The following is a 19,982-nucleotide window of genomic DNA, read 5'->3' on the forward strand; positions in this document are numbered from 1 at the left end:
GGCTTACTGGGCGATGCGGGCGGCGCGGTCTTCGTCGGCCAGGTTGTTCCACTCGGCGCCGGACAGGCCCGAGCGCTCAAAGGCGGTCAGCAGGGCCTGCAGGTCGGCCTTCTTGGCGCCTTCGGGCACCGGCACGCCAGCGGCTTCCAAGGTGGCCTTGATCTCGGGCACCGTGGGGGCCTTCTTGGCGCCGTCGGGCTCGTTGTCGGAAGACTCCTGGCGGGCGCATTTCACCCAGCCAAGGGCCTCATGCTGCGAGAGGGCCACGGGGTGCACTTCGATGTACTCGCCGTGCTTGGTCACAGGGATCAGTTCGTTGTCGGTCATGGTGTTCTCCGGTTCGCAGGAAATAGGCCGGGGGCCTAAGCCCCCAGCAGCTCATCAGCCCAGCAGAGTGGCGATGTGCTCAGGCTTGGTCACGCCAGTGCCCCAGGCCATGCAGATCTCGAACTTGACCTGGCGGTACTGGCGGTACACGCGCACCTCGAAGGTGAGGCCGGTCACGGGGTCCGTGATCATCATGGAGTCGTCGGCAGAGTCGCCACCTTCTGGCACGGCAGGAGCGCGGCAGGCCAGCACCAGGGCATTGCGGCTGAACGCGAAGTTGCCGGTGTAGCTGTTGCCCACGGTCAGCGCGTTGGCCGTCGGGATGGTCATCAGCGCGCCAGGGCGGTTCAGGCTGATCGTTCCGGGAGCAGCCACACCAGTGCCGACCACGTACTTGTTGGCAGAGTCAGCGGCGAAGGTCACCACATCACCAGCCAGCACCGTGCCGGTGCCGGTGATCAGCGCGATGTCGCGCACGCCAGCAGCAGTGGAACCGTTGGTCACGTAGCTGGCGCCAGTGCCCTTGACGTGCTGCTGGATGCCAGCCGAGTAGCGCACGGCCATGTTCTGCAGCAGGTCGGTCATGCCGGTGCGCAGCATGTCGCTGGAGCCAGCTTCGTTGACCTTGAACAGAACCGACTGCTTGCCGCGCAGGTTGGCGATGGATGCCGAGTTCAGCACCAGCTGGCGGTTGACCACCGGGGCGCCGTTGTCGTCCAGGATCTTCGCAACGCCAGCCAGGTCGGACAGGTCGCCAGCAGTGCCCAGGGGCGTGGTGCCAGCAGTGCCGTAGGCGCGGGATGCGCCGGTCTTCGCGGACACAGCCAGGTCGATTTCCATGGCGTTCACAATCTTGCGCATGCCGTCAGCGAACTGGTCGGCCAGGATCTGGTTGTAGGTGCCAGTGGAACCCACGGCCTTCTGCTCTTCACCGTTCCAGCGGATGGGCGCAGCCTTGGACTTGCTGATCGTGATGTCGGCAAAGCCCACGGTGGTGTCGCCGCTGTTGGCAGGGGTCGCGCCAGGCGTGATGTCTTCCAGCGCGCCGGATTCACCCAGGGGAATGCGAACCGTCTGGCCCACGGCCGCGCGCTCTGCGTTGCTGTCACGACGAACGGCGGGGATGAAACCCACCATTTCACGGGAAACCACATTCAGCGCCTCGTAGAGCGTGGGAATCAGGCCGGTCAAGGTGTTGGCACCGAGGGCGAAGTCCTGCTTCTTCTGGGTCACCCAGGAGTGCGTGAACTCGAACACGCGGGCCGCAGCAGCGGCGACGGTTGCCATGGGCAGGATGGCCGCGACAACCGCGACCAGGGCGAGAGCGACGAAGCGCAATTTGGAGAGAGTGGCTTTCATGATGGCCTTTCGGAAATGAAAAAGGCCGCACATGGCGGCCCGATTGGGGGATGGTTGAAACGTGGTCAGTCGGTGATCTGCACGGCATCCTTGCCGGTGACCGCAGCGGCCTTGGCCGTCGGGTCCAGAGCATCGAACTGCGCGCGGGTCATGGTCTTCTTCCCGCCAGCACCTTGATTGCCGCCATGGGCGCCACCGCCGGATGCGCCGGTGCCCTTCAGGATCTGGTCCTTGTAGGGGTACTGGTCCACCAGGGTTTCCAGGGCTTCTTCGAAGTCGGCCAGCTCACCGGGGCGAGCACGGCTGAAAATCTTGTTGCCCTGGGCGTCGTAGGCGACGGTCTTGCCTTCTTCGATCTTGAAAGCGTTGCCGAAGCGGGCTTGCACCAGGTCCGCCGGGATGGCGAACTTGTCGGCGATGACCTTGGAGCGCGCGAACGCACCGCCGATCTTTTCGCCGTACAGGGCTTGTTCCAGCTCGGTCGCTTTCTTCACCACTGGGGCGTACTTGTCCTCCACTGCCTTGATGGCTTCGGCCTTCACCTTTTCGACTTCGCCGGCATCCACCAGCTTCTTGTCGTCCAGGTTCTTGATGGTGCTCAGAGCCTTCGCGGCTGCCACGGGGTCTTCAATCCCGGCATCCTTGAATGGCTTCAGCGCGCCTTCAGCGGCTTCTGCGCGCTCGCGGTGGCTCTTGGCTTCACCGTTGAGGCGGGAAATGGTGGCGATGGTGCTGTCACCATCGAAGGCCGTTTCCTTGCCGTCGGCATGCACGAACACAGGCAGCTTCTGGCCGTTGACTTCTTGGAGAACGATTGCGCCGTTGGCGTCGAATTTAAATGGCATGGTTGCTGTTTCCTTGGGCATCCGCCCTCAGTACGGGTGAGTCCATCCGGACCCGATGCGCCCTCAGCCATCCGGCGTCTGGGCATGAAAAAACCCGCCGAGACTTGCGCCTGGGCGGGTTGTTGGGTTGGTCTTGTGACCTGAATTCGTTACTTCACAGCCTTCGGCTTCGTCCGCCTGGGCTTCGGCTCCTTCACCAGCTTCGGCGGGTCTTGCACCATGAAGCTGAGAATGCCGCGCTTGTCGCAGTGGTAGCAGACCTTGTCCGCCGTCACCGTGCCGCGCTTGATCTTGCCATCCTGGCCGATGTAGGAGCCAGTGACCACCGTCATGGTGTCCCGGCCGCCGCACTTCGAACACTGCAACATGCCCGGCGCGCGCTTCATGGCCTTGACGCGCTCGATGGCGGCCTGTTTGGCGTCGGGTTCTGTGGGTGGGACTATGCGAAGCGAACTCAAAGCGCGATCCACTTGCTCGCCATCTGGTCGCCACAGCCATCGTATCGAGGCCTGTCGTCAACCTGAATCTGTGGCTCAACTACTGGGTTCGGGTCGTCCTGAGAGTTGCACCCTGCGTACACATGCAACTCACGCTCTTCGGCGCTCAGCCGCGATAGCCATGCGATCAGTTCATTGACGGTCATACCGCCATTTTGCCTACAACCCCGCCCGCTTGAAAGCCTCCGCGTCCTTCTCCCGTAGCTGGTCCAGCGTCAGATACCGCCCGTTCTGCGAGTACATCCGCTCCAGCGGCAGGTTGCCTTCGCTCATCAGCCGCGCCCGCGTCGGGCCCAGCACCTCGATCTGCCGCGCCGACGACTGCTCTTTCAGCCACTCAGCATAGGTTGTCTCTGCCGGCACCTGGCCGTCCAGGCTCGCACGGGTCTTGCCCACCACCACGACCTCGGGCACATCTATGCCCAGCTCGCGGTAGCTTTTCAGCACGTAGGTCGCATGGCTGCGGCACCGCCAGTGCAGCGCACCTGGGCCACCCAGCCATGGCAGAGCGTGCCCGATGGGCTTGTGCGCCGTCGTGTACTGCTTGCCGTCGCGGGCCCGGCACGGCGGCGAGGTCCGCAGGTCAATGGTCGATGACCACACCAGCGCCTTGATCAGGTCGGTGTTCGCCTCTACCGTCATGTCCTGGGCGAACCGCGCCATGTGGCCCAGAGCCGTGCGGGTCACGGCCTCCGCATCGCGCCGCGTCACCTCAATCAGGCCGTCCGCAAACCCCTTCGCCCGGGTGCCGCGCAGCTCCCGGATGATCTGGTCAGTGGTCTTTCCTTCCACAAACCCGCTGGCGATGGCTTGGCGCACCTGGCGCATCTTCTTGGCGTCCAGCTCTTTCCACACCTCGCGCAGCATCACGCCTTGGAACGGACGGGCCATGGCCGCCGCATACACAGCCTCTGGCGCCACGCTGGCCACCTGCACCACCACGGGCACATGGGCCACCAGCACCTGGTTCTGGTACGCCGCCTCATAGGCTACGAATTCCCGCAACGTCTGCGTCAGCTCTCGCTCCACCTCGGCGAATGCCTGGGTGTTCATGCTGCGCACGCTGGTCAGCATGGACTCCAGACGCTCGATGGAGAAGCTGGTGGCGTCCATGCGCTCCAGCCGGTCGGCCAGTTCCGCAAAGATGCGCTTATCAGACCTGTTGAGCGTGGCGATTATTCGCGTCACCACGTTATTGCTCAGCCCCTGCAGCGCCACTTGGTGGCGGATCGCCTCGGACTGCAGCAGGTCGTTGACTGTGTTTGCCACTGGCGATTATTTCTTCTTCGGTGGCTTCGGCTTCTTTGGCATTTTCATTCCATTTTTCATGCTAGTCCTCCATACATTTTACATCCCAGCCATGGGGCTTCCGCCAAGAGCAGTGCGAGCAGCAACCATTTGATCCATCATTTTCTGTTGTGACTTTTCGCCTTCAGGCCCGGTAGTTGGTGCAGTGCCATTCATGTGCTTTTCATGCAGCGCGATTGCCGAATCAAGCTTTGACATTGCACTCCCAATATCAGCCCCGCCTTCCATTGATCCAAGTGCCGGGCCTTCCTCCTGCACGGCGTCAATCTCAGTGGCTGGGTCCAAGTCTGGCGAGAGTGTTCCGCGCCGCTGGTATTCCTTCAGCGCTGTGGTTTTGCTGATCAGGCCGCCCTGCTGCAGCGACAGCACCAGCTGTGCACTTGCGTCGGTCAGGGTGGACGCTGAGAAGTCCTTGTAGAGCGACGTATGTCCGCCCTGCTTCTCATTCACCCAGGCCGCCATGAACTGCAGCGCCTGGTCCAGCGAGTCCTCGAACCCCTCGGTGATGCGCTGCAGCTCCGACTTGTTGGCCTCAGCGTCGTTGCTCGCCTCCGTGGCGCTGCGCTGCCCGGGCTTCTGCACCAGCAGCTCGGCGCCTGTCTGGATCATCTGATCTTCCAGCGCTTCCAGGGACTTGGCGCCGGCATCAATGGCTGCGCCCGTGTGCTCCACGAACTTCAGGTCGCCGTCCTTTGGCAGCCGAACTGCAGCAGATGCGCCGACAGTGAGTTGGGTGCCGCCAGTCCCGTCCACCCCTGGGTCGTCGCCGCCGATCAACGCCAGGATGGGCACCCGGGCGACATGCAGGATGGTGTCCTGGTCGCTCTGGCTCTGCCAGTGCTTGACGTTCAGGTAGGCCAGGTCCAGCAGCGGGGAGACGCCATCCATGAACCCGCGCTTGCGGCCGTAGACCGGCGCGAAGGGGATGGCCTTCAGAGTCGTGGTGCCCCGCTCTTCCAGCACCCAGTCGTCCTCCTGCTTGGACCCGGGCATGTAGACGGCCCATGCGCCCGGCGTCAGCACCCGCACGCGCGGCACCTGCTTCACGCCGAATTCGCCGTCGTCCTCTTCTTTGCTCTCGGCCAGGCGCAGCTGCGTCAGCACCGTGGCGCCGTTGCTGCGCTGAGCCTTCCAGCCAAGAATCTGGCCGTGCCGGATGGCCACCATGTACGGGCGGGCGCCAATGGCTCGCTCGTCGGCCATGGTGCGGGCATTCGACACGCGGGGGTAGTCCACCAGAATGCCCGCCAGCCCGAAGCCCAGGGCCTCGTCCATCATCATGGCGGCGAAGGTGTGCAGGCTGTTGCCCTGCATGTCCACGTCATCGCACCAGGTCTTGATCTTGGCCGGTGTGTCTTCCCCCAGCGTGATCTGCTTGCTGAAGGGCTTCCCGGACATCACGCCCAGCGTGCGGCCAAAGGCGGGGAACAGCGTGGCGGTTGCCAGGCGGGCGTCGTAGCTTTCCTTATCCTCGCCGGGCCACTTCGGCAGGAAGGCGGTTCCAGCCGCCCGCATGGCCCGCGTGCCACCCAGCAGGGCTTCGGCGATGGGCCAGTTTTGGCTCAATGCCTGCACTTCGCTGGATTGGTGTTGAACTTTGTGGGCCATGGCTACATGCGAAGTGGAGCAACAGAAACCGTGCGCTTCACGGCCAGGACGCGGTAACGCGATTCGTCAGCAACGTGGTCTTCTGCATCGGTGTCGATGTCGTCGGGGTCTTTGTCGCTGCGTGGCAGGACGGGAAAAGTACGGATGAACTGCCTGCAGGTGTTGAACACGAACAGGCCCGGCTCTTCCATCCTTGGCGCCTTGGACGCCATCAATCGGCCTCGCATCAGCTGCCAGCCACGCTTGCGGCTGCCGGGCGACTTGTCGGCCTTCTCCCACCGCACCTTGTGGCGCTCCTGGATCTTGGCCGGGCTGTCGCCGTTGGTCTCGTCAAAAATGCTGCTGTCGGCTGGCCCGGGGCGCACGCGGTCGGCAATCCCAAGGTCGGTCTGGTGCTTCACGATGCCATCGGCAATCCCGGCGTCGCTCAGCTTCAGGCCCTCATTCGGGCGACCGTTCCAGCCGTACCACTCCGCGATGCGGAACAGCGTGCCGCGCGGGAACGTGCGCTTCGTGCCGTCCGCCATGATGGCTTCTGTACCGTCCGACTCTGCCCACCAACCCACGCTGAAGGGCTTGCTGCTGCCCCAGTCGAATGCGCGATCGATGCGCCAGCTCTTGGGGATGGCGAAGGGCACCAGCACATGCCGGCCCTCTTCCCACACGTCATCGAACATGCCTCCGGCGACGATGTTCCAGTCGCCATCACGCATGGCCTTGACCAGCGCAGCGTTGCCCAGGCCTTCCAGCCGGTCAACATAGTCAGGATCGTTCTCCTGCAGCGTCGGGTTGTCGCTGAGCTTGGCGGGAATGTACTGCCGCCGCATGCCGCCTTCCGACTTCGCTTGCTGCACGATCTGCATCGGGGCCGCAGGGTCGATGAAAGTCGCCTTCACCCAGTTGTGGCCCACGCCGCCGGGATTCGAGCCGGCCACTACGCGGGGAAACAGGCCAACGTATTTCTTTGGCAGCTTCAGCCCGCCCAGTCGGCACCGGCCGCGCAGGTAGCGGTAAATCTTGTCCGTGAAGTGGGTCAGCTCGTCCATCATCAGGACGTGAATCTCGGCACCCTGGTACTTGGTCACGTTCTTCTCGTACTGGCAGTGGCAGAGGTGGATCTTCGACCCGTTCCAGAACTCAATGAAGTTCTTCGAGTCGTTCGTCTTCACATACCCTGCATCGATCCACTCGCTCAGCAGCGCTGGGAACCCGGTCGGCCCCTCCATGTGGTTCTTGGCCAGGTCGTCCGACAGGCGCCGGAAGATATACACCTGCAGCCCGGGAATGTCCGTGCACCAGGAGATGGCCGCCACGCGCATCAGGTGGCTCTTGCCCCCTCCGGCCGCGCCGCCGTACAGGATCTCCGTCGCAGTGGAAAGAAACGCCTCAGTTTGCTGCGGGTGAAGGCTTAGTTCCATGGAGCACCAGCTTCAATTCGGGCGTCTTGATCTCGCCGCTGTGCTCGACCTTCTCCTTGAAGGCGCCGACTTCCACATGCTTGCCGATCAGCTCGACAAGCTTTGTGCGGTCCAGCAGCTTAACCTTGCGCACGGTGGCGTACACCGGCTTGCCTTCTGCGTCCTCGCCATCGCGCTCCTGCACGGTCTCAATGCCGGCCACCAGCCCGGTGCGCCAGGCAATAGGCCATTCGTGTACAGGCTTCAGGGTTCCGTGCTCCGTGTACAGGTCCGCGAGGTCGGCAGTTGCATCGCGCGCCAGGCGCTTGAGCACCCAGTCGGCATTGATTTCGGTCCGCTCGCTGCGGGCTTTCATCGCTGCTTGGATGGCCTCCGCAACCTTGACATTTGTTAACAGGCGGCTCGCCTGCTCGGCTGCCGTCTTTTCGCTGTACCCGGCCCGGATTGCGGCCTGGGTTGCGTTCAGGTCAATCAGGTACTCGGCTACAAAGCGTTGCTGCTTTGCGGTCAGTGCCATGGTTTCTCTCAGGTTGATGTGGTGGCTATGGATGTCAGCCTGTTGGGGATGCGCTGGAGTTTCATGCCGTCAATCGGCTCAGGGCCTCAGCGGTGCCGGGCACGTTGCCAATACCACCCCGGCATTTGCCGTAGCAGTCGCCATCGCCTGGGCTGACACGGTGGGCGCCCAATGCCATGGCCTTGAGTTGGCTTTCGATCATCCGGAAGCCCTCAGCAATCATGCGAATGGATCTACCCCAGTCGGTTGCATCTTCAAACCGCTTGCATGTCCACTTCATGACGTTGCCATCACGCACCTTCTTCAGCGCGCGCCTGCGGATTGTTCGGGTAGATGCCATGGTCAGTCGTCCCAGCCTTCAATGCTTGCGTCGCTTCCCATGGTCATGCCTTCAGCAGCGCAACCAGGTCAGGCGCTGCAGAAATCACTTGGAGCTTCCCGGCCGATGGAGCAAACAATTCATTGAACGCGCCAAAGAAACCAGCCTGAACGCCGCGCGCAACGATCATCTTGCGGCCCTTGTCGTCCTTCCATTCCTCCATGCCGTTCCACTTGGAAACGCATGTGAAGCGGATGCCCTTCACTTCGAAGGACTCGACGCGGGTGTATTCCAGTTCCATGGTCAACGCCCATACCCGGTCTGCACAACAGCGCAGCGACCGTCAACCGTCTGGAAAACCTCTTCACCAGCGCGCAACTGCGGCACCACCTGGGCGGCACGGTCGCGGGCGTCAATGCGCACATGGTCGATAGGCCTGCGCTCGACGCCCTGCGGACCATCCACTTCAATGCAACGGCTTCCACCGCCGTTCATGCTTGCCTCGTTCATGTACATCCCCAGTTAAGAGCCCTTCGGGCAACGACCCGCATGGGCCGCAGGGCTTGCCGTTCGCTACCTCTGCTGGTGACGGCTGGGCAGCCGCAGGAGTTCAGCGCCTGGTCAGGGCGCTCCCGTCCAGCTTCCGGGGTGGTTGTGTAGGTTGCTCAGCGCAGGACGATCCAGGGCAATCGAGGATGTGTCTGGCGGGGCCTGGCTGAGCGAACGTGGTGCCGCGCTGGGATTCGAACCCAGGGAGACCGGCGTATTGGCCCAGGCGCCACGCCAATCCCTTTAGCTTGGTCACCCTTCGGCCTCTCGGGCACACGGCGGAAATGGTTGCGGTGGTCGGCTTCGATCCGACGACGCGCGGGGTATGAACCCGCTGCTCTACCAGGCTGAGCTACACCGCGACAAATGAAAAAGCCCGCAGGGCGAACCAGCGGGCTTCAAAAATCGAGGGCGAGTTCTCCTATCGAGGTCTTCCCACGTCGCTACAGGCGGTGCCAGGCTGTTGCGTGGTGACATTCAGCGGAGAGTCGCCGGGCGAGAGGGTCAGCGCCCTCTGCAATCGACGGTTGCAATTCTAATTGCGCCCCATTGTGGTGTGCAAGCGCTTTCTGATCGAGTTGCGCAGGAATCTCATGAAGCCGTTTTTTCGCATCCCAATAGGCCCGGCTTGCTTCTTCGGGCGTTGCAAAGCTTCCGATGAAAAATGGCTTTCCCTCCTTCTGAATGCGCGCTTGATACTTTGATTGGCAAACGGTCACGCCAAGGAACCCTGTGCCGCGAACGCTTCGGGAGTTGGTCTGGTTTTCCATGTTCACGGATTGCGTGACGTCCCTGAGGTTGTCAATTCGGTTGTCATCGCGAATTCTGTTTTTGTGATCCACAACCCCATTCGGCCAGACTCCATAGCAATAGAACCAAGCCAGGCGCTGGAGGCGATAAACCCTACCGTCTAGCATCATCCGCAAATAGCCATCGGCATCAACAGACCCGCAGATATCACCTTCCTTGGTGTTATTTCCCCTCCTCACCTTCCTGGTGAACAAGCCGGTATCTGGGTCATAGTGCAGAAGCTCTTTCAAGCGCTCCAGAGAAATCAAAGTCATGACGCACGCCCCATGGAATCCCTGAGGCGGCGAGAAATGCCAGCCCGCGCCAGCGAAACAGCTTCATCCATCCAGTTCGCCAGCCTGCGCCCCGCCTCCCCGTGCGGAATCCGTAACTTTCCCGTAGCGCCGCAGGGCTTGCAGTGCTTGCTCGACAGGCGGCCGGTGTCCGGAATCACCTCGAACTTGCGGCCGTTGCAAGCGTGGCAGTTGGGGGCCAGCCACCAGCGCAGCAGCGCGCCGGCCACTTGCTCGGCGTCTTCCACCTTCCACTTCAGGAGCTGCAGGGTCAGCTGCTCGCAGACCACGGGCATGGTCTTCAGGTGCGACATCAGAGCTTTGGCCTGCTGGTGGTTGAATTCTGCGGCCAGCTTGTCGGCCACTGCACGGGCCATGGACGGCGTTTGCGAGAGAGCTACAGGCTGGCGCGCGCGGGCCGCCTGGGCGAAGTCGGCGCCGGTGGTTGGCCGCAGGTGCTCGGCGCCATCCCACTCGGTGTGCAGGCGCAGCAGTGCGGCCCCGATGCGGCTGGGTGACCAACCGGCGGCGATCAGCAGGTCGGTATCGGAGCGCGGTGCACCCTCGCGGGTGTCACAGCGCAGGTCCGAGCTGGCCGTGGCCGATGCGTAGCTTTCCTCAATGGTGCGGCGGTCGTCTTGGTACATGGTCTCCCTTTCAGTTCAGCTCAGGCTCTTCAAAAGGGTCTGCAGCTGCTTCAGCTTGGCGGCGTCACCATCCTTGGCGGTCACGTATTCATCGATCTCCAATGCGGCCATCTCGATTTCGTCTTGGAGCGCTTTACACTTGGCTGCCAGGTCATTGAGGATGGCCAATGGCGTCCGAAGAGGCTTCTGTTTCGCGGGGATTTGCTGCTGCTGGGTCACTGGCTGCTCCTGTGGTGTTGAATTTGCTGCTGGATTGGGTTTGATCTGGGTGCGAACAAAAAGGCCTTTCGACGCCTCTTGGATCAGGCCCGCGTCTTTCAGGCTATTCAGGCAGCCCTGAACGATGCGCACATCGCGGGTTGAACTGCCAAGGCGCTGCATTTCGGAGTGGATGTAGGAAACCGACCAAGGCGCTGCGCACGGCACTGCGGCGTACACCTTTTGAGCAATCCCGCTCATGGATTGGTGGATTACCCGGAATTTGCTTTGTGAGATCACGTTTCCCTTTCGACCAGTTCAGATTGGTTGCACGGCGGTGGCATTCAGCCGCTCCAGCGCCCATTCGGCGGCGGCCCGGTCCCGCGCCTGGCTGCGGCTGTCGAACGCGATGGCGCGCCACTCCAGCACCTGGGCCAGATGGGCGGCCATAAATGCGGAGGCCTTCTGCGCGCGCGGCGCTGGGCCCTGATCCAGCCACTGGTGGCAAGCGGAACAGCCCCACACGCTGTAGTGGTCGTCTGCCTTGCGTGCGCCTGCCTTGCCGTGGATGCTCAGGTTGCTGTGGCAGCACACCACTGTGGCGCGGTCCTGGGTGCACACGCCGGGAACGCGAAGCAGGCAGGGCATGCCCCGGGCCATGTCGCGGAGGTGGGCGTTGCGCTGGGCGGCCGACTTCGGCGCTGCGGCGGGCGCGGCCACCACCGGCTGCGGCGCGCGGAAGGCCCCGGGCGTAACGGCTGGCATGGCGCGCACGCGGTCTGGGTCGCGCTGCTCGCGGCGGGGAGCGCGGGGGCGGAAGCCGGTTCTTTTCACGCCCAGCCCTCCACTATCATCTCCATCAGGTGGTCGGCCATCTCGCGCGGCATCGTCGGCAAGATGACCTGCAGCACTCCGTCCAGGGCAGCGCTGTAGAAAGCCTCGAAAGCGTCCTGGTCCATGGCGTCGTAGCTGACGCTGTGCAGCACCGGCACGATTTCGCCCGTGCGCGGGTCGGGCACTGGATCGAAGTAGCCCGCAGCCAGCTTCACGGCCACCAGCGCCTTTTCGGGCGTGTTGTAGGTTTCGCTGTTCTCGGCCACCAGCTGCAGCAGCGCGAACATCTTGCGGTGGTGCGCCCCGTTGCGCGGCCGGCTCCACTCCATCCGCAGCCAGGTGCCGGGCTTCATGGTTTCCAGGCGGCGCTTGAACTTGGCCCATGCGTCCTGATCGGCGGGCGTGCTGCCGACCAGGCCCTTGGGGGACTTGATGAGCATGGCTTTCACGCTGTGACCTCCACGCGCACGAATCCGCCGATCTCGTCGGACCGGTCGATCTCCAGCTTCCAATGGCGGTCATCCACCCCCAGCACGTCGGCGAGCCCATCCAGGCCAGACTTCATCCGGGCCAGCAGGTTGTCCAGGTCGTAGGCGCGGCGCGTTGGCGGCACGAACACCAGGGAGACGTGCAGCTTCTTCGCCTCGGAACGGGCCGCGCCCTGCTGGCGGGCGGTGATGGCGCAGGCGTGGCGGTAGGCCTTCTTGGCGCGCGAGAGTGCGGACCAGTGCTGGCGGGTGTTTGGGCTCAGGGCTGTGGGCGGCCATGGCAGGGTGAGCTGCAGCGTGGTCATGCGCTCGCTCCTTCGCTGGCCGGCGCATTGGCCCACGCCGTCGCCAGCGTCGGCAGCGGCCCCTCTGACTTGGCGTACCACTGCTCCCCTTCCACCAGCACCACATGGATGCGCTCGGCCTCCGTGAGCTGGATCAGGACGCGGTGCAGTGCGTTGACACCCAGGCCGCAGGCGCGGCGCAAGTCCGTGGGGCTGACCGGCTGGCCTGAGCTGAGCAGGTCCATGACCTTTCGCTGGCGCAATGTGTAGCGCTTTGTGGCTTCCGTCATGTGCGGCTCCCCTTGGCGGTCGATTTGTTGACCCAGGCCACGCGCGCGGCCACCACATCCGGCTCCGCCTCCTTGTGCTTGGCGCACAGGTGCTCGGGTCCAAAGAACGTCCACGGTTTGCCCAGGGCACACGGGCACATGCGGTGCTTTGCCATAGCTCCGGCCTGCTTTGGGGACCAGTGGGTACAGGTGGCGCATGTCATGCATGGGCACCTCCAAACAGATCGAGAGTGCGGTTGTCCCGGCATGCCTCGGATGCCCTGCCCCGGCGCTTGGGCTGGATCAGACCGGCCTTGCGAGCGCAAACGCGGCCAAAGGGCTGGGCGCCGATGACAACGGCAGGGTGCAGGGTGACGCGGCCGCAGCGGGCGCAGTGCAATTTCTGAGTCATGCCGGGCTCCCGAACGCACGGGCGCGGGCCTCGTCGGTCAGGCGGTAGAACGTCTGCTGGCGGCCGTCGCGGACGTAGACCAGCTCACCACGGGCACGCAGGGTGCTGATGGCTCCGGCCACCTCGGCGGGCTCGCCGCCCATGACGTTCTCGATCTCCTGGCGGCACAGGGCACCGATGGCCAGAAGCTTGCGGAGGGCTTCGGCGCGGGTCACGATGAGGCCTCCTTGCGAGCCCTCGCCCGGTAGCTCTCTCCCTCAAAGGTGACGATGCGCGCTGTTTCCGTCAGACGGTCATAAACGCGATCACCCAGCACTTCCCGCAGCCCTGCTGGGTCTTCGGGCTTCTCCCGCTTGAGCTTCAGGTTCGCCAGCAGGATGGTGGGCATCATGTCGCGGTAGCGACGGTCCAGCACCTCGAACAGGATGTTCTGTTCGCTGTCGGTTCCGTACTGCACCCCCACCTCATCGATGACCAGCAGAGGGACTTCGGCGAGGATGGCCAACACCTGCCCTTCGGAGCGCTCCGAGTCCTTGCGCCATGTGTTGCGCACGGCGCGGATCAGGCCGGCGCAGGTCGTGTACAGCCCGCAGTGCTCGGGCATGATCGCCTGCAGGATGGCCGCCGCGATGTGGCTCTTCCCTGTCCCTGGTGCGCCCAGCAGGATCAGGGATTCGCCGCGACGCAAACGGTCATCGAAATTCGTCGCGAAGTCGGTGGCCACGCGCAGCGCGCGCTGTTGCTCCTGCGTTTCAGCGTTGAATGACGCCAAGGTGCGTCCTGCAAACCGGGCGGGAATCGCGGCCTCATGCAGCATGGCTTCCAGGCGCTGGCGGGCGGCTGTCGCAGCCTTCTCCGCCTCCGCCTTGCGCTCGGCAGCAATGCGAGCCTCTTCGCAATCCGGGCAGGGAGTCCACACCTCGCGCTGGACCCGGCCAAGCAGGTAGCGGACACCAGTCGAGGTGTACTCACCGTGCTTCTCGCAGGTGCTGGCGATTTCGCCCAGATCATGCTTACCGATGTTCGGTTTCGCGGCAACGGGCGTCGCCGAGGGTTCAGGCAAATGTTCCATCTTCGTTCACGCCTTCGGAGTAGTTGAGGTTGGCCAGTCCGGTGTGCGCAGACGGCTTCGATTTGGTGCCGCGCTGTTTGGCGGCGTGCATGCAGGTGGCCTTGAGGTATTCCACAGGGTCGGCGGGCCGGGTGGTCACGGCGGCGCGCACGGCGTCCACCACGATCTGGTCGCCGTAGTCCTTGACCAGCTTTCCGACGAACGAGCCGCACTGCGCAGGCGGCAGGCCGGATTGGCTCAGCAGGGACTTGCCCGCCTTCCACAGCTCGTCCTTCGTCAGCTCGGCGGCGGACTTGGCGGCGGCGCCGCCCGTTACGTCAGTAACGGAATAAGGTTCTGTTCCCTCTCCGTTCTGTTCTGTTCTGTTCCCTCTAAGAGCGTTTTCGTCTGGAACTCCTGCGGAACCTTGAGCGTTTTCCGCCGGAATTTGCTCTTGTTCTGGCGGAATTCCATGTGGGTACGCGCCGGAATTCCACAGCTCGCGCGAAGGAATTCCAAACAGCGGCTTGCCTTCTTTGGCGCGCTTGGCGTTCTCTTTCCGCAGGCGGTCGCAATACTTCTCGTAGGCGTACTTGCGCTTGGACTCGAAGGCGGCAATCGCCTTCTCTGCGATGACCGGGTGATAGAGGCGCCCGTCGGTGCACTTCACGAACCCATGCAGGGCATCGGTGCGCACCTTCTTCCATTCCTTCACGGAAATAGGCATGCGTCCATACCCGGCGAGGTTGGCCAGCTCCACGTCGTCGTCAGGCAGCGATGCGGCCGGGACCTGGTGCCAAGCAGCGCACCACAGCATGATTCCGGCGCGGAAGGCATCGCCCTTGGGTGTGGCTGCGAACTTGGAATCGCGCAGGCGGCGAACGTCCAACTCCATGTACTGGAAGTCAGTCAGGTCGCATTCCGCTGGGGTCAGCGGTTCGGGGATGTTGCTCATGCAGCAATCCACCCGGGCGCCAGCGAGCCATTGCCCATGGAGCGCGAGAAAAGCACCTCGCTGCGGCGGATATGCCCATCGCGCGCTGCCTGGGTGAACACAGCGCCCCATGCACGCAGGTCGTCGGGCGCAATGCCCTTTTCCTGGGCCGCCAGCGTGACGTGCTCAGCGCTGAATGCCTGGCCCTTGTGCTTGCGCGCATAGGCGATCAAGAAGCCCAATGCGTCCTGGTCGAAGTTGCGCGGAGCTGGTGCCGCGCCGAAGAGGTCGTGCTGGCTGGTGCGCATTACTCGGCACCTCCGGTTTGATCCGTGCGCGCCTGCTTCGCCAAGGTGGCGGCGCTGACGCGGCGGGTGTTGATCGAAATCGCACCCGTGGCCCGCGGCGGCATGGTTACCGTGGGGCGGCCCTTGGAGTCCAAAGCACGCTGCACATTGCCCTCAATGGGTGCGCGGATGTGATTGGTCTTGCGGGGGGGGGCTGCGGGGATGTCCATGTCGGGGCCACGGGGGCGCACCGACTGGAAGGCGTTGAGGGGGAGGCTGTGGTTCATGCGGCTGCCTTGGTTGCCTGCAGTTCCTCCAACACGGTCAGCTTGGCCTTCGAAGCGATCCACTGCGTCACCAGCGTGTTGCCCACGAACGCCTCGAATGCCGGGATGTGCTCCGCAGGCAAGCTGCGCCGCGACGGCTTGTCGTCCGCGCAGAGGTAGTCCGACACATGCGGGGCATACAGCCCGGCCTCGGCCGCTAGCTGGCGCTGAGTCGCGTAATGCACCCGGCGCAGACGCCAAGCAAGCCTGACGGCCTCGCGGTACGTTCCGGCCATGGTCACTAGCGAAAAGGGAGCAGTGGACGGCCCGTCCAAGCGGCCCATGAGAGGGAGTGCAAGTTGTTCCATCGCTGCCTCGATAGAAAGAAATCAACGGATTACCGGTTGAGTTACCGGTTGCGGTGGGGCAAAAATTTGTTTCATGCAGGACACGAAACACATCGCCTTTTTGATGCACCCAACCCACACAACCAGAGCCACGGAGGGCAGCCGGTTGGCGCTTGGCCATGAGGGGGGATGCATCAAAAAGGCCCCTGCTGGTGCAGGAGCAAGCCGTTGCAGCGGCGATGAGGGGGTGGACGGGGGCCATGGCGTGGGCGGCTTGCACAAATCAGTGCAGAACAGCGTTGGTGGACTCTTCACCCCACTGGGTGCGGATCAGCCAGTCGATGAAACTTGCGGTGTCTTCTGTGGAGGCGACCAGCTCCCACTTGGTCTTTCCGACCTCGCGGGCCCATGCGTTTTGCAGGGACTGGGCTTCGCCCGAGTTACCGGATGCGAACTGGAGGAAGCGCACGAATGCCAAGCCACCGTCTGGAAGAACGAGCGGATGCAACTTGAAGCCGAAGGCGCGGCGCAGCGGGGAGATGAAGTCGGGGGCCATCTACGCCGCCTCCTTGGAGGCTGGCAGCGCAGACGCGAGAACCGCCTGCAGTACAGACTCGTGGTAGCTGTGCACCGTGCCAAAGCGGGGATCACGCACATCGCCAATCTGCAGGCCTTGTTCGCGCGAGAGAACGGCGCACTTGCGGCCCAAGGCGGATGCGGTGCGGAAGTCCACCGGCTTTCCGATCAAGTTGCAGTAGCCCAGCACAGTGAAGTGCTTGTTTTCTGGCTGCGTGCGGGCCTCAACCACGGCCACGGTTTCTTGCAACTGGGCGATTTCGATGGCTTGGCGCTGCTGCAACTGTTCCAGTTCAACCAGGCGCTGAGCAGCCAGCAGGAGCGTCTGCATGGGCGTCAGGGCCACAGCGGCTTCTTTGGCTTGGCGCTCGCACTCCAGGAAATACTCGCGCACCTTGCGGCCTTTGGCCGTGCCGGAGAGCATGGCAATGTGCTTGCCCGCCTCGATGGTCAGGTGGTACTCAATCGGGGCGAATTTCCCGCCCTCCCCTTTTTGGGGGACGGTGATGAAGTCCACGTTCTCCACCAGCATGGCGCGCTTGATCTGCACCTTGATCCAGTCGGAGAAGTCTTTCTTCACGCCCAACTCGGCATACACGCTGCGCGCATTGCAGGTCTTCACGGACTCGGCACCGATGGTGTTGAGTTCCAGGGGGATGGCGATGGAGGTCATGCCGCCTACTTTGCGACGGATGGCAAATGACGCTCGCCACGATCAACCGCGCTGAAGTAATCCACCAAAGGTTGGATCGTCAGAACACCTGGGTTGTCACGGTCGCCATAGACCAACTTGCGGGGAAGTGTCTTGGCAACACCAGCCTCCGCTGCGATTTGCTCCCACGATGCCGGCCCGGCGGCACGGAGACGATCAATAACGGGCTGAAGAATGCTGCTCATAGGAGCGCATGTTATGCCCAAATTTGGGAATTTGCAATCCCGAATTTGAGACTGTTTGCCAATGACAATCCCAAATATGGTTACGACATCAAAGGCAGCCGGTGAAATTCTTTCGGTTAGGCTGAAAAGCCTGATCGGGGAGTCCAACCTACGTGGTGCGCCGATGCGGATAGAAAAAGACGCCGCCCGTCGAAATTTGTCGATAACACACAGCACGCTTCAGCGCATGCTGACTGGGGAAGGAGCCCATCTCGACAAGTTGGAAGACGTTGCAGCCTATTTCGGGGTCAGTGTCTGGGAGCTTTTGCACCCAGAATCCTCCGCAAGAAGCACCCCCACCCTTGCCCAGGCGCTGGAGGTGGTACTCGATGCGATGGCGCAATCCACAGCCAAGGCCGAACTGAAGCAGTTGCTGCCTATGCTCGTAGAAACGAATGCTGCGGCCTATCGGGCACGGCTGGGCGAGTTGCTGGGGAAGGCCACAGATTCAGCCAGGAAGACGCCAGACCCGCAGGATATGCCGCCTCAAATTCTTCCAGACCACCAAGCAGAGATTGATGCAAGGGTGATCGCTGCACAGGAGCAACATGAGCAACAAAAGCACAGTCGTTCACCTCCCAAAAAACACTCTGCCTGATATTCAGGCGGGGTCTGTGCATTCGCCAGGCCAGCGGCTGAACGGCTCAAGAAACGAGGTTTGGCTTTGCCCTGCATACAGCGGTGCCTCAGATGTCATGCTGTACGTAAAGCCCAACCTGACGCTGCGGCAACTGGTGGCGGAGTTGGTCGTGGCCCAGGTGGCGATAGCCTCTGGGCTTCCCTGTCCGCAACCGTACATTGTCAGCGTAGCACCGCATACCGTTGGTAGGCCACGGGGTCCAGCCATCATGGCCTTTGGCTGCGAACAGGTCGGCCCGCGCGGAATGGCTACGCCTGTTCGCGACCGCAGCCTGATGCTGGAGATGCTGCGCAAGGTAAAGGCAGCGGATGCAGCCGCCGTGCTTGACGAGTTTGTTGTGAACGACGTGCGCGGGCCGGGTGACGTGGTGTTTGACCCCTATGGCGCGGTGTGGCTCATTGACCATGAGGCTGCATTGGCAAAAGGCATCCCACCCGATGAAGCTGTCACAAATTGGCTTGGGGACCGACTGAGAGAAGAAACAGAACCCCATCACCGAGACGCTTTGCTGACAGCTCTTCGCGCAGCTGCAGTGAGGGTGCACAAGCTCCAGCTGCGAGGATGCCCCGCTGAGCTAGAGCCTTTGAATGGAGCTACCGGCTGTTACGACGAAGTGCTACAGTTCCTGCAAAATCGACTCATGCACTTAGACCGGCTGCTCAGTCTGAGAGTGATTCCCGACCAGAAATACCTGATAGACACTGCACCTGTCACCGCTCAAAACGATGAAACCCATCGACATCCCAACCTTTGAGGCGCAATGGTGGCCCGTCCAGATAGAGACTGTTCCAGGATCTGGTGAATCTCTGACCATCGCCATCATTGTCCGAGGTAGAACCGGGCAAACTTCAGTGCGGCAAGCAATCCCCCCAGCGACCATTCAGACCATCTTCGGCCAGGCCGGAAAGGGGATGCAATTTCTGATCGGTAAGACGGTGCTATCTTTGCATCGGCAAATTGAGAACCAGGTCGAGGCCCAGCATCTTGAAATGCCCTTTGGCAATTCGAACATAGGGCCGGTGAGAGATTGCCTTGCCCGGGACTTGAACGAGGTTTTCGACATAGCGATGCGACTCAGCTCCGCGTTTTCGCTATCTATGTTTGGTGTGCAGTTCGAAGACAAGACCGATCATGAGGCGCGCCGCGCCTTTGCGGAATGGGCGGAGAAAGTTCGCCTCCAGGTTCTTACTGCAGAGTGGCAAGAAGCCCTGAAATCTTCGTTCAACATCCCAGTGAAGGTGTCATCCAGGAAAAAGGTCAACCTGGGTTTTCAGTACGGCAGCTATGTCGCCCAGTTCGGCGTCCTGCGGCCAGGGCGCAGCGTATCGGCAGATGTGCGAGCACTAAAACTCAAGCTCTTTGACTTCGACACCCTCCGGCGCGAGCAACTGCTACCCATCCGCAAGGCCGAAATCCTGGTGGGCTACCAGTCCCCCGCAGACACATACACCGCGCGCCAGGTCGAGGCGCTGGCGGAATCATGGCGCTACATCGAATCAGAAGCCAAAGCCCGCGATGTGGTCGCAGTACGCTGCATCAACGCAGTGGAAGCAGCGAACCATCTCTACGAAATGGCAAAAGCCGCATAGCACTTCAACGCCAGTCCACCAAACCGCCACCGAGGCGGTTTTTTTACGCCTGCGCACCACTTACTGACCAACGGGTCATAAAACAATTTCAAAACATCCTAAATTTGGGTTGCACTTCTCCCAAATTTGGGAATAATTCACCCATCGCAGCCCCAAAGCCGCGACGGGTGCCAAGTGATCGAGCCGCGCACCGACATGCAGACCAACGCAGGTGCCGGGTGAACCGGTGTGTAGTGGGCGTGAGTCCGGGGATCGTAGGCGTGGGCCTAGACGATGGAGCTAACTCAGTGGACCACCCTGGCCTCAACAGCCTTGATGCACATAGACGCTTTCAACGTCGCGCGCTGGGTGCCGTATCCAGCGAGATCAAAAAGAGCGGGCGCTGTTCTGGGCGC

At 62.5% G+C, this 19,982-nt stretch carries 32 protein-coding genes and 1 tRNA gene; 3 read left to right on the plus strand and 30 right to left on the minus strand.

Features of this window, described 5'->3' with window-relative positions:
• Positions 1–3 precede the first annotated feature (3 nt).
• The 30 genes from AC1Q64_RS21190 to AC1Q64_RS21335 all read right to left on the minus strand — a co-directional run bounded on the left by AC1Q64_RS21190 (position 4) and on the right by AC1Q64_RS21335 (position 17,319).
• Positions 4–327, minus strand: coding sequence for a HeH/LEM domain-containing protein (locus AC1Q64_RS21190; protein WP_492252706.1), 324 nt, complete (start codon positions 325–327; stop codon positions 4–6).
• Positions 328–381: 54 nt separating this feature from the next.
• Entirely contained in the window at positions 382–1,686 is a 1,305-nt protein-coding gene (locus AC1Q64_RS21195) for a major capsid protein (protein WP_492252707.1), read from the minus strand.
• Positions 1,687–1,751: 65 nt separating this feature from the next.
• Entirely contained in the window at positions 1,752–2,531 is a 780-nt protein-coding gene (locus AC1Q64_RS21200; protein ID WP_492252708.1) for a DUF6651 domain-containing protein, read from the minus strand.
• Between the two features lie 149 nt (positions 2,532–2,680).
• Positions 2,681–2,989, minus strand: coding sequence for a hypothetical protein (locus AC1Q64_RS21205; protein WP_492252709.1), 309 nt, complete (start codon positions 2,987–2,989; stop codon positions 2,681–2,683).
• A 198-nt stretch (positions 2,990–3,187) separates the two neighbouring features.
• Positions 3,188–4,297, minus strand: a complete 1,110-nt coding sequence (locus AC1Q64_RS21210; RefSeq protein ID WP_492252710.1) for a phage minor head protein — start codon at positions 4,295–4,297, stop codon at positions 3,188–3,190.
• A 78-nt stretch (positions 4,298–4,375) separates the two neighbouring features.
• Positions 4,376–5,944 carry a DUF4055 domain-containing protein gene (locus tag AC1Q64_RS21215; protein ID WP_492252711.1) on the minus strand — a complete coding sequence of 523 codons (1,569 nt, stop codon included), beginning with the start codon at positions 5,942–5,944 and terminating at the stop codon, positions 4,376–4,378.
• A gap of 2 nt (positions 5,945–5,946) precedes the next feature.
• Positions 5,947–7,362 (minus strand): terminase large subunit domain-containing protein, encoded by a 1,416-nt coding sequence (locus AC1Q64_RS21220; RefSeq protein ID WP_492252712.1) that lies wholly within the window; start codon positions 7,360–7,362, stop codon positions 5,947–5,949.
• Positions 7,331–7,879, minus strand: a complete 549-nt coding sequence (locus tag AC1Q64_RS21225; protein ID WP_492252713.1) for a terminase small subunit — start codon at positions 7,877–7,879, stop codon at positions 7,331–7,333. The genes AC1Q64_RS21220 and AC1Q64_RS21225 overlap by 32 nt, the downstream gene beginning before the upstream one ends.
• 61 nt (positions 7,880–7,940) lie before the next feature.
• Positions 7,941–8,219 (minus strand): hypothetical protein, encoded by a 279-nt coding sequence (locus tag AC1Q64_RS21230; protein ID WP_492252714.1) that lies wholly within the window; start codon positions 8,217–8,219, stop codon positions 7,941–7,943.
• Positions 8,220–8,262: 43 nt separating this feature from the next.
• Positions 8,263–8,499, minus strand: a complete 237-nt coding sequence (locus tag AC1Q64_RS21235; protein ID WP_492252715.1) for a hypothetical protein — start codon at positions 8,497–8,499, stop codon at positions 8,263–8,265.
• 2 nt (positions 8,500–8,501) lie between these two features.
• Complete coding sequence (locus AC1Q64_RS21240) at positions 8,502–8,708, minus strand: hypothetical protein (RefSeq protein WP_492252716.1); 207 nt, start codon at positions 8,706–8,708, stop codon at positions 8,502–8,504.
• A 324-nt stretch (positions 8,709–9,032) separates the two neighbouring features.
• Positions 9,033–9,109: transfer RNA gene (locus tag AC1Q64_RS21245), tRNA-Met, on the minus strand.
• Positions 9,110–9,190: 81 nt separating this feature from the next.
• Positions 9,191–9,811 carry an HNH endonuclease signature motif containing protein gene (locus tag AC1Q64_RS21250; protein ID WP_492252717.1) on the minus strand — a complete coding sequence of 207 codons (621 nt, stop codon included), beginning with the start codon at positions 9,809–9,811 and terminating at the stop codon, positions 9,191–9,193.
• Positions 9,808–10,476: a hypothetical protein gene (locus tag AC1Q64_RS21255; protein ID WP_492252718.1), complete on the minus strand. Its 669-nt coding sequence runs from the start codon at positions 10,474–10,476 to the stop codon at positions 9,808–9,810. The genes AC1Q64_RS21250 and AC1Q64_RS21255 overlap by 4 nt, the downstream gene beginning before the upstream one ends.
• 15 nt (positions 10,477–10,491) lie before the next feature.
• On the minus strand, positions 10,492–10,935 hold the full coding sequence (locus tag AC1Q64_RS21260) for a hypothetical protein (RefSeq protein ID WP_492252719.1): 444 nt from the start codon (positions 10,933–10,935) through the stop codon (positions 10,492–10,494).
• Between the two features lie 57 nt (positions 10,936–10,992).
• Positions 10,993–11,508, minus strand: coding sequence for a nuclease domain-containing protein (locus AC1Q64_RS21265; protein WP_492252720.1), 516 nt, complete (start codon positions 11,506–11,508; stop codon positions 10,993–10,995).
• The gene (locus AC1Q64_RS21270; protein ID WP_488845060.1) at positions 11,505–11,948 is read right to left on the minus strand and encodes a DUF1367 family protein; all 444 of its coding nucleotides are present in this window, start codon (positions 11,946–11,948) and stop codon (positions 11,505–11,507) included. Before AC1Q64_RS21270 ends, AC1Q64_RS21265 begins: the two co-directional genes overlap by 4 nt.
• Positions 11,949–11,953: 5 nt before the next feature.
• Positions 11,954–12,301 carry a RusA family crossover junction endodeoxyribonuclease gene (locus AC1Q64_RS21275; protein WP_492252721.1) on the minus strand — a complete coding sequence of 116 codons (348 nt, stop codon included), beginning with the start codon at positions 12,299–12,301 and terminating at the stop codon, positions 11,954–11,956.
• A complete protein-coding gene (locus AC1Q64_RS21280; protein WP_492252722.1) occupies positions 12,298–12,570 on the minus strand; it encodes a hypothetical protein in 273 nt (90 codons plus the stop codon). Before AC1Q64_RS21280 ends, AC1Q64_RS21275 begins: the two co-directional genes overlap by 4 nt.
• Positions 12,567–12,725, minus strand: a complete 159-nt coding sequence (locus AC1Q64_RS21285) for a hypothetical protein (RefSeq protein WP_492252723.1) — start codon at positions 12,723–12,725, stop codon at positions 12,567–12,569. Before AC1Q64_RS21285 ends, AC1Q64_RS21280 begins: the two co-directional genes overlap by 4 nt.
• 44 nt (positions 12,726–12,769) lie before the next feature.
• Positions 12,770–12,961 carry a hypothetical protein gene (locus AC1Q64_RS21290; protein ID WP_492252724.1) on the minus strand — a complete coding sequence of 64 codons (192 nt, stop codon included), beginning with the start codon at positions 12,959–12,961 and terminating at the stop codon, positions 12,770–12,772.
• Entirely contained in the window at positions 12,958–13,176 is a 219-nt protein-coding gene (locus tag AC1Q64_RS21295; protein WP_492252725.1) for a hypothetical protein, read from the minus strand. Before AC1Q64_RS21295 ends, AC1Q64_RS21290 begins: the two co-directional genes overlap by 4 nt.
• Positions 13,173–14,033: an ATP-binding protein gene (locus AC1Q64_RS21300; protein ID WP_492252726.1), complete on the minus strand. Its 861-nt coding sequence runs from the start codon at positions 14,031–14,033 to the stop codon at positions 13,173–13,175. Before AC1Q64_RS21300 ends, AC1Q64_RS21295 begins: the two co-directional genes overlap by 4 nt.
• On the minus strand, positions 14,017–14,967 hold the full coding sequence (locus AC1Q64_RS21305) for a DUF1376 domain-containing protein (RefSeq protein ID WP_492252727.1): 951 nt from the start codon (positions 14,965–14,967) through the stop codon (positions 14,017–14,019). Before AC1Q64_RS21305 ends, AC1Q64_RS21300 begins: the two co-directional genes overlap by 17 nt.
• Complete coding sequence (locus tag AC1Q64_RS21310; RefSeq protein WP_492252728.1) at positions 14,964–15,254, minus strand: hypothetical protein; 291 nt, start codon at positions 15,252–15,254, stop codon at positions 14,964–14,966. The genes AC1Q64_RS21305 and AC1Q64_RS21310 overlap by 4 nt, the downstream gene beginning before the upstream one ends.
• Positions 15,254–15,520: a hypothetical protein gene (locus AC1Q64_RS21315; protein WP_492252729.1), complete on the minus strand. Its 267-nt coding sequence runs from the start codon at positions 15,518–15,520 to the stop codon at positions 15,254–15,256. The genes AC1Q64_RS21310 and AC1Q64_RS21315 overlap by 1 nt, the downstream gene beginning before the upstream one ends.
• Positions 15,517–15,867: a hypothetical protein gene (locus tag AC1Q64_RS21320; protein ID WP_492252730.1), complete on the minus strand. Its 351-nt coding sequence runs from the start codon at positions 15,865–15,867 to the stop codon at positions 15,517–15,519. Before AC1Q64_RS21320 ends, AC1Q64_RS21315 begins: the two co-directional genes overlap by 4 nt.
• 262 nt (positions 15,868–16,129) lie before the next feature.
• On the minus strand, positions 16,130–16,402 hold the full coding sequence (locus tag AC1Q64_RS21325; protein ID WP_492252731.1) for a hypothetical protein: 273 nt from the start codon (positions 16,400–16,402) through the stop codon (positions 16,130–16,132).
• Positions 16,403–17,095: an antA/AntB antirepressor family protein gene (locus tag AC1Q64_RS21330; protein ID WP_492252732.1), complete on the minus strand. Its 693-nt coding sequence runs from the start codon at positions 17,093–17,095 to the stop codon at positions 16,403–16,405.
• A gap of 5 nt (positions 17,096–17,100) precedes the next feature.
• Positions 17,101–17,319, minus strand: a complete 219-nt coding sequence (locus AC1Q64_RS21335; RefSeq protein ID WP_492252733.1) for a hypothetical protein — start codon at positions 17,317–17,319, stop codon at positions 17,101–17,103.
• Between the two features lie 61 nt (positions 17,320–17,380).
• Here AC1Q64_RS21335 and AC1Q64_RS21340 point away from each other — a divergent pair, with 61 nt between their 5' ends.
• Genes AC1Q64_RS21340 through AC1Q64_RS21350 form a run of 3 tightly spaced genes read left to right on the plus strand, consistent with a single transcriptional unit; the run spans position 17,381 to position 19,587 of the window.
• On the plus strand, positions 17,381–17,956 hold the full coding sequence (locus tag AC1Q64_RS21340) for a hypothetical protein (RefSeq protein WP_492252734.1): 576 nt from the start codon (positions 17,381–17,383) through the stop codon (positions 17,954–17,956).
• On the plus strand, positions 17,907–18,752 hold the full coding sequence (locus AC1Q64_RS21345) for a hypothetical protein (protein WP_492252735.1): 846 nt from the start codon (positions 17,907–17,909) through the stop codon (positions 18,750–18,752). The genes AC1Q64_RS21340 and AC1Q64_RS21345 overlap by 50 nt, the downstream gene beginning before the upstream one ends.
• On the plus strand, positions 18,724–19,587 hold the full coding sequence (locus tag AC1Q64_RS21350; protein WP_492252736.1) for a hypothetical protein: 864 nt from the start codon (positions 18,724–18,726) through the stop codon (positions 19,585–19,587). The genes AC1Q64_RS21345 and AC1Q64_RS21350 overlap by 29 nt, the downstream gene beginning before the upstream one ends.
• Positions 19,588–19,982: the final 395 nt, after the last annotated feature.

It is taken from the genome of Acidovorax sp. GW835-FHT14G06 (assembly GCF_058793595.1).

Coding starts and splice junctions, on each gene's coding strand:
- AC1Q64_RS21345 (WP_492252735.1), top strand. CDS start 17,907: ATGAGCAACAAAAGCACAGTCGTTCACCTCCCAAAAAACACTCTGCCT.
- AC1Q64_RS21225 (WP_492252713.1), bottom strand. CDS start 7,879: ATGGCACTGACCGCAAAGCAGCAACGCTTTGTAGCCGAGTACCTGATT.
- AC1Q64_RS21255 (WP_492252718.1), bottom strand. CDS start 10,476: ATGTACCAAGACGACCGCCGCACCATTGAGGAAAGCTACGCATCGGCC.
- AC1Q64_RS21305 (WP_492252727.1), bottom strand. CDS start 14,967: ATGAGCAACATCCCCGAACCGCTGACCCCAGCGGAATGCGACCTGACT.
- AC1Q64_RS21280 (WP_492252722.1), bottom strand. CDS start 12,570: ATGACGGAAGCCACAAAGCGCTACACATTGCGCCAGCGAAAGGTCATG.
- AC1Q64_RS21340 (WP_492252734.1), top strand. CDS start 17,381: ATGACAATCCCAAATATGGTTACGACATCAAAGGCAGCCGGTGAAATT.
- AC1Q64_RS21290 (WP_492252724.1), bottom strand. CDS start 12,961: ATGACTCAGAAATTGCACTGCGCCCGCTGCGGCCGCGTCACCCTGCAC.
- AC1Q64_RS21325 (WP_492252731.1), bottom strand. CDS start 16,402: ATGGCCCCCGACTTCATCTCCCCGCTGCGCCGCGCCTTCGGCTTCAAG.
- AC1Q64_RS21235 (WP_492252715.1), bottom strand. CDS start 8,499: ATGGAACTGGAATACACCCGCGTCGAGTCCTTCGAAGTGAAGGGCATC.
- AC1Q64_RS21250 (WP_492252717.1), bottom strand. CDS start 9,811: ATGACTTTGATTTCTCTGGAGCGCTTGAAAGAGCTTCTGCACTATGAC.
- AC1Q64_RS21195 (WP_492252707.1), bottom strand. CDS start 1,686: ATGAAAGCCACTCTCTCCAAATTGCGCTTCGTCGCTCTCGCCCTGGTC.
- AC1Q64_RS21190 (WP_492252706.1), bottom strand. CDS start 327: ATGACCGACAACGAACTGATCCCTGTGACCAAGCACGGCGAGTACATC.
- AC1Q64_RS21230 (WP_492252714.1), bottom strand. CDS start 8,219: ATGGCATCTACCCGAACAATCCGCAGGCGCGCGCTGAAGAAGGTGCGT.
- AC1Q64_RS21215 (WP_492252711.1), bottom strand. CDS start 5,944: ATGGCCCACAAAGTTCAACACCAATCCAGCGAAGTGCAGGCATTGAGC.
- AC1Q64_RS21220 (WP_492252712.1), bottom strand. CDS start 7,362: ATGGAACTAAGCCTTCACCCGCAGCAAACTGAGGCGTTTCTTTCCACT.
- AC1Q64_RS21270 (WP_488845060.1), bottom strand. CDS start 11,948: ATGCTCATCAAGTCCCCCAAGGGCCTGGTCGGCAGCACGCCCGCCGAT.
- AC1Q64_RS21260 (WP_492252719.1), bottom strand. CDS start 10,935: ATGAGCGGGATTGCTCAAAAGGTGTACGCCGCAGTGCCGTGCGCAGCG.
- AC1Q64_RS21335 (WP_492252733.1), bottom strand. CDS start 17,319: ATGAGCAGCATTCTTCAGCCCGTTATTGATCGTCTCCGTGCCGCCGGG.
- AC1Q64_RS21300 (WP_492252726.1), bottom strand. CDS start 14,033: ATGGAACATTTGCCTGAACCCTCGGCGACGCCCGTTGCCGCGAAACCG.
- AC1Q64_RS21320 (WP_492252730.1), bottom strand. CDS start 15,867: ATGGAACAACTTGCACTCCCTCTCATGGGCCGCTTGGACGGGCCGTCC.
- AC1Q64_RS21350 (WP_492252736.1), top strand. CDS start 18,724: ATGAAACCCATCGACATCCCAACCTTTGAGGCGCAATGGTGGCCCGTC.
- AC1Q64_RS21315 (WP_492252729.1), bottom strand. CDS start 15,520: ATGAACCACAGCCTCCCCCTCAACGCCTTCCAGTCGGTGCGCCCCCGT.
- AC1Q64_RS21330 (WP_492252732.1), bottom strand. CDS start 17,095: ATGACCTCCATCGCCATCCCCCTGGAACTCAACACCATCGGTGCCGAG.
- AC1Q64_RS21285 (WP_492252723.1), bottom strand. CDS start 12,725: ATGGCAAAGCACCGCATGTGCCCGTGTGCCCTGGGCAAACCGTGGACG.
- AC1Q64_RS21310 (WP_492252728.1), bottom strand. CDS start 15,254: ATGCGCACCAGCCAGCACGACCTCTTCGGCGCGGCACCAGCTCCGCGC.
- AC1Q64_RS21275 (WP_492252721.1), bottom strand. CDS start 12,301: ATGACCACGCTGCAGCTCACCCTGCCATGGCCGCCCACAGCCCTGAGC.
- AC1Q64_RS21200 (WP_492252708.1), bottom strand. CDS start 2,531: ATGCCATTTAAATTCGACGCCAACGGCGCAATCGTTCTCCAAGAAGTC.
- AC1Q64_RS21240 (WP_492252716.1), bottom strand. CDS start 8,708: ATGAACGAGGCAAGCATGAACGGCGGTGGAAGCCGTTGCATTGAAGTG.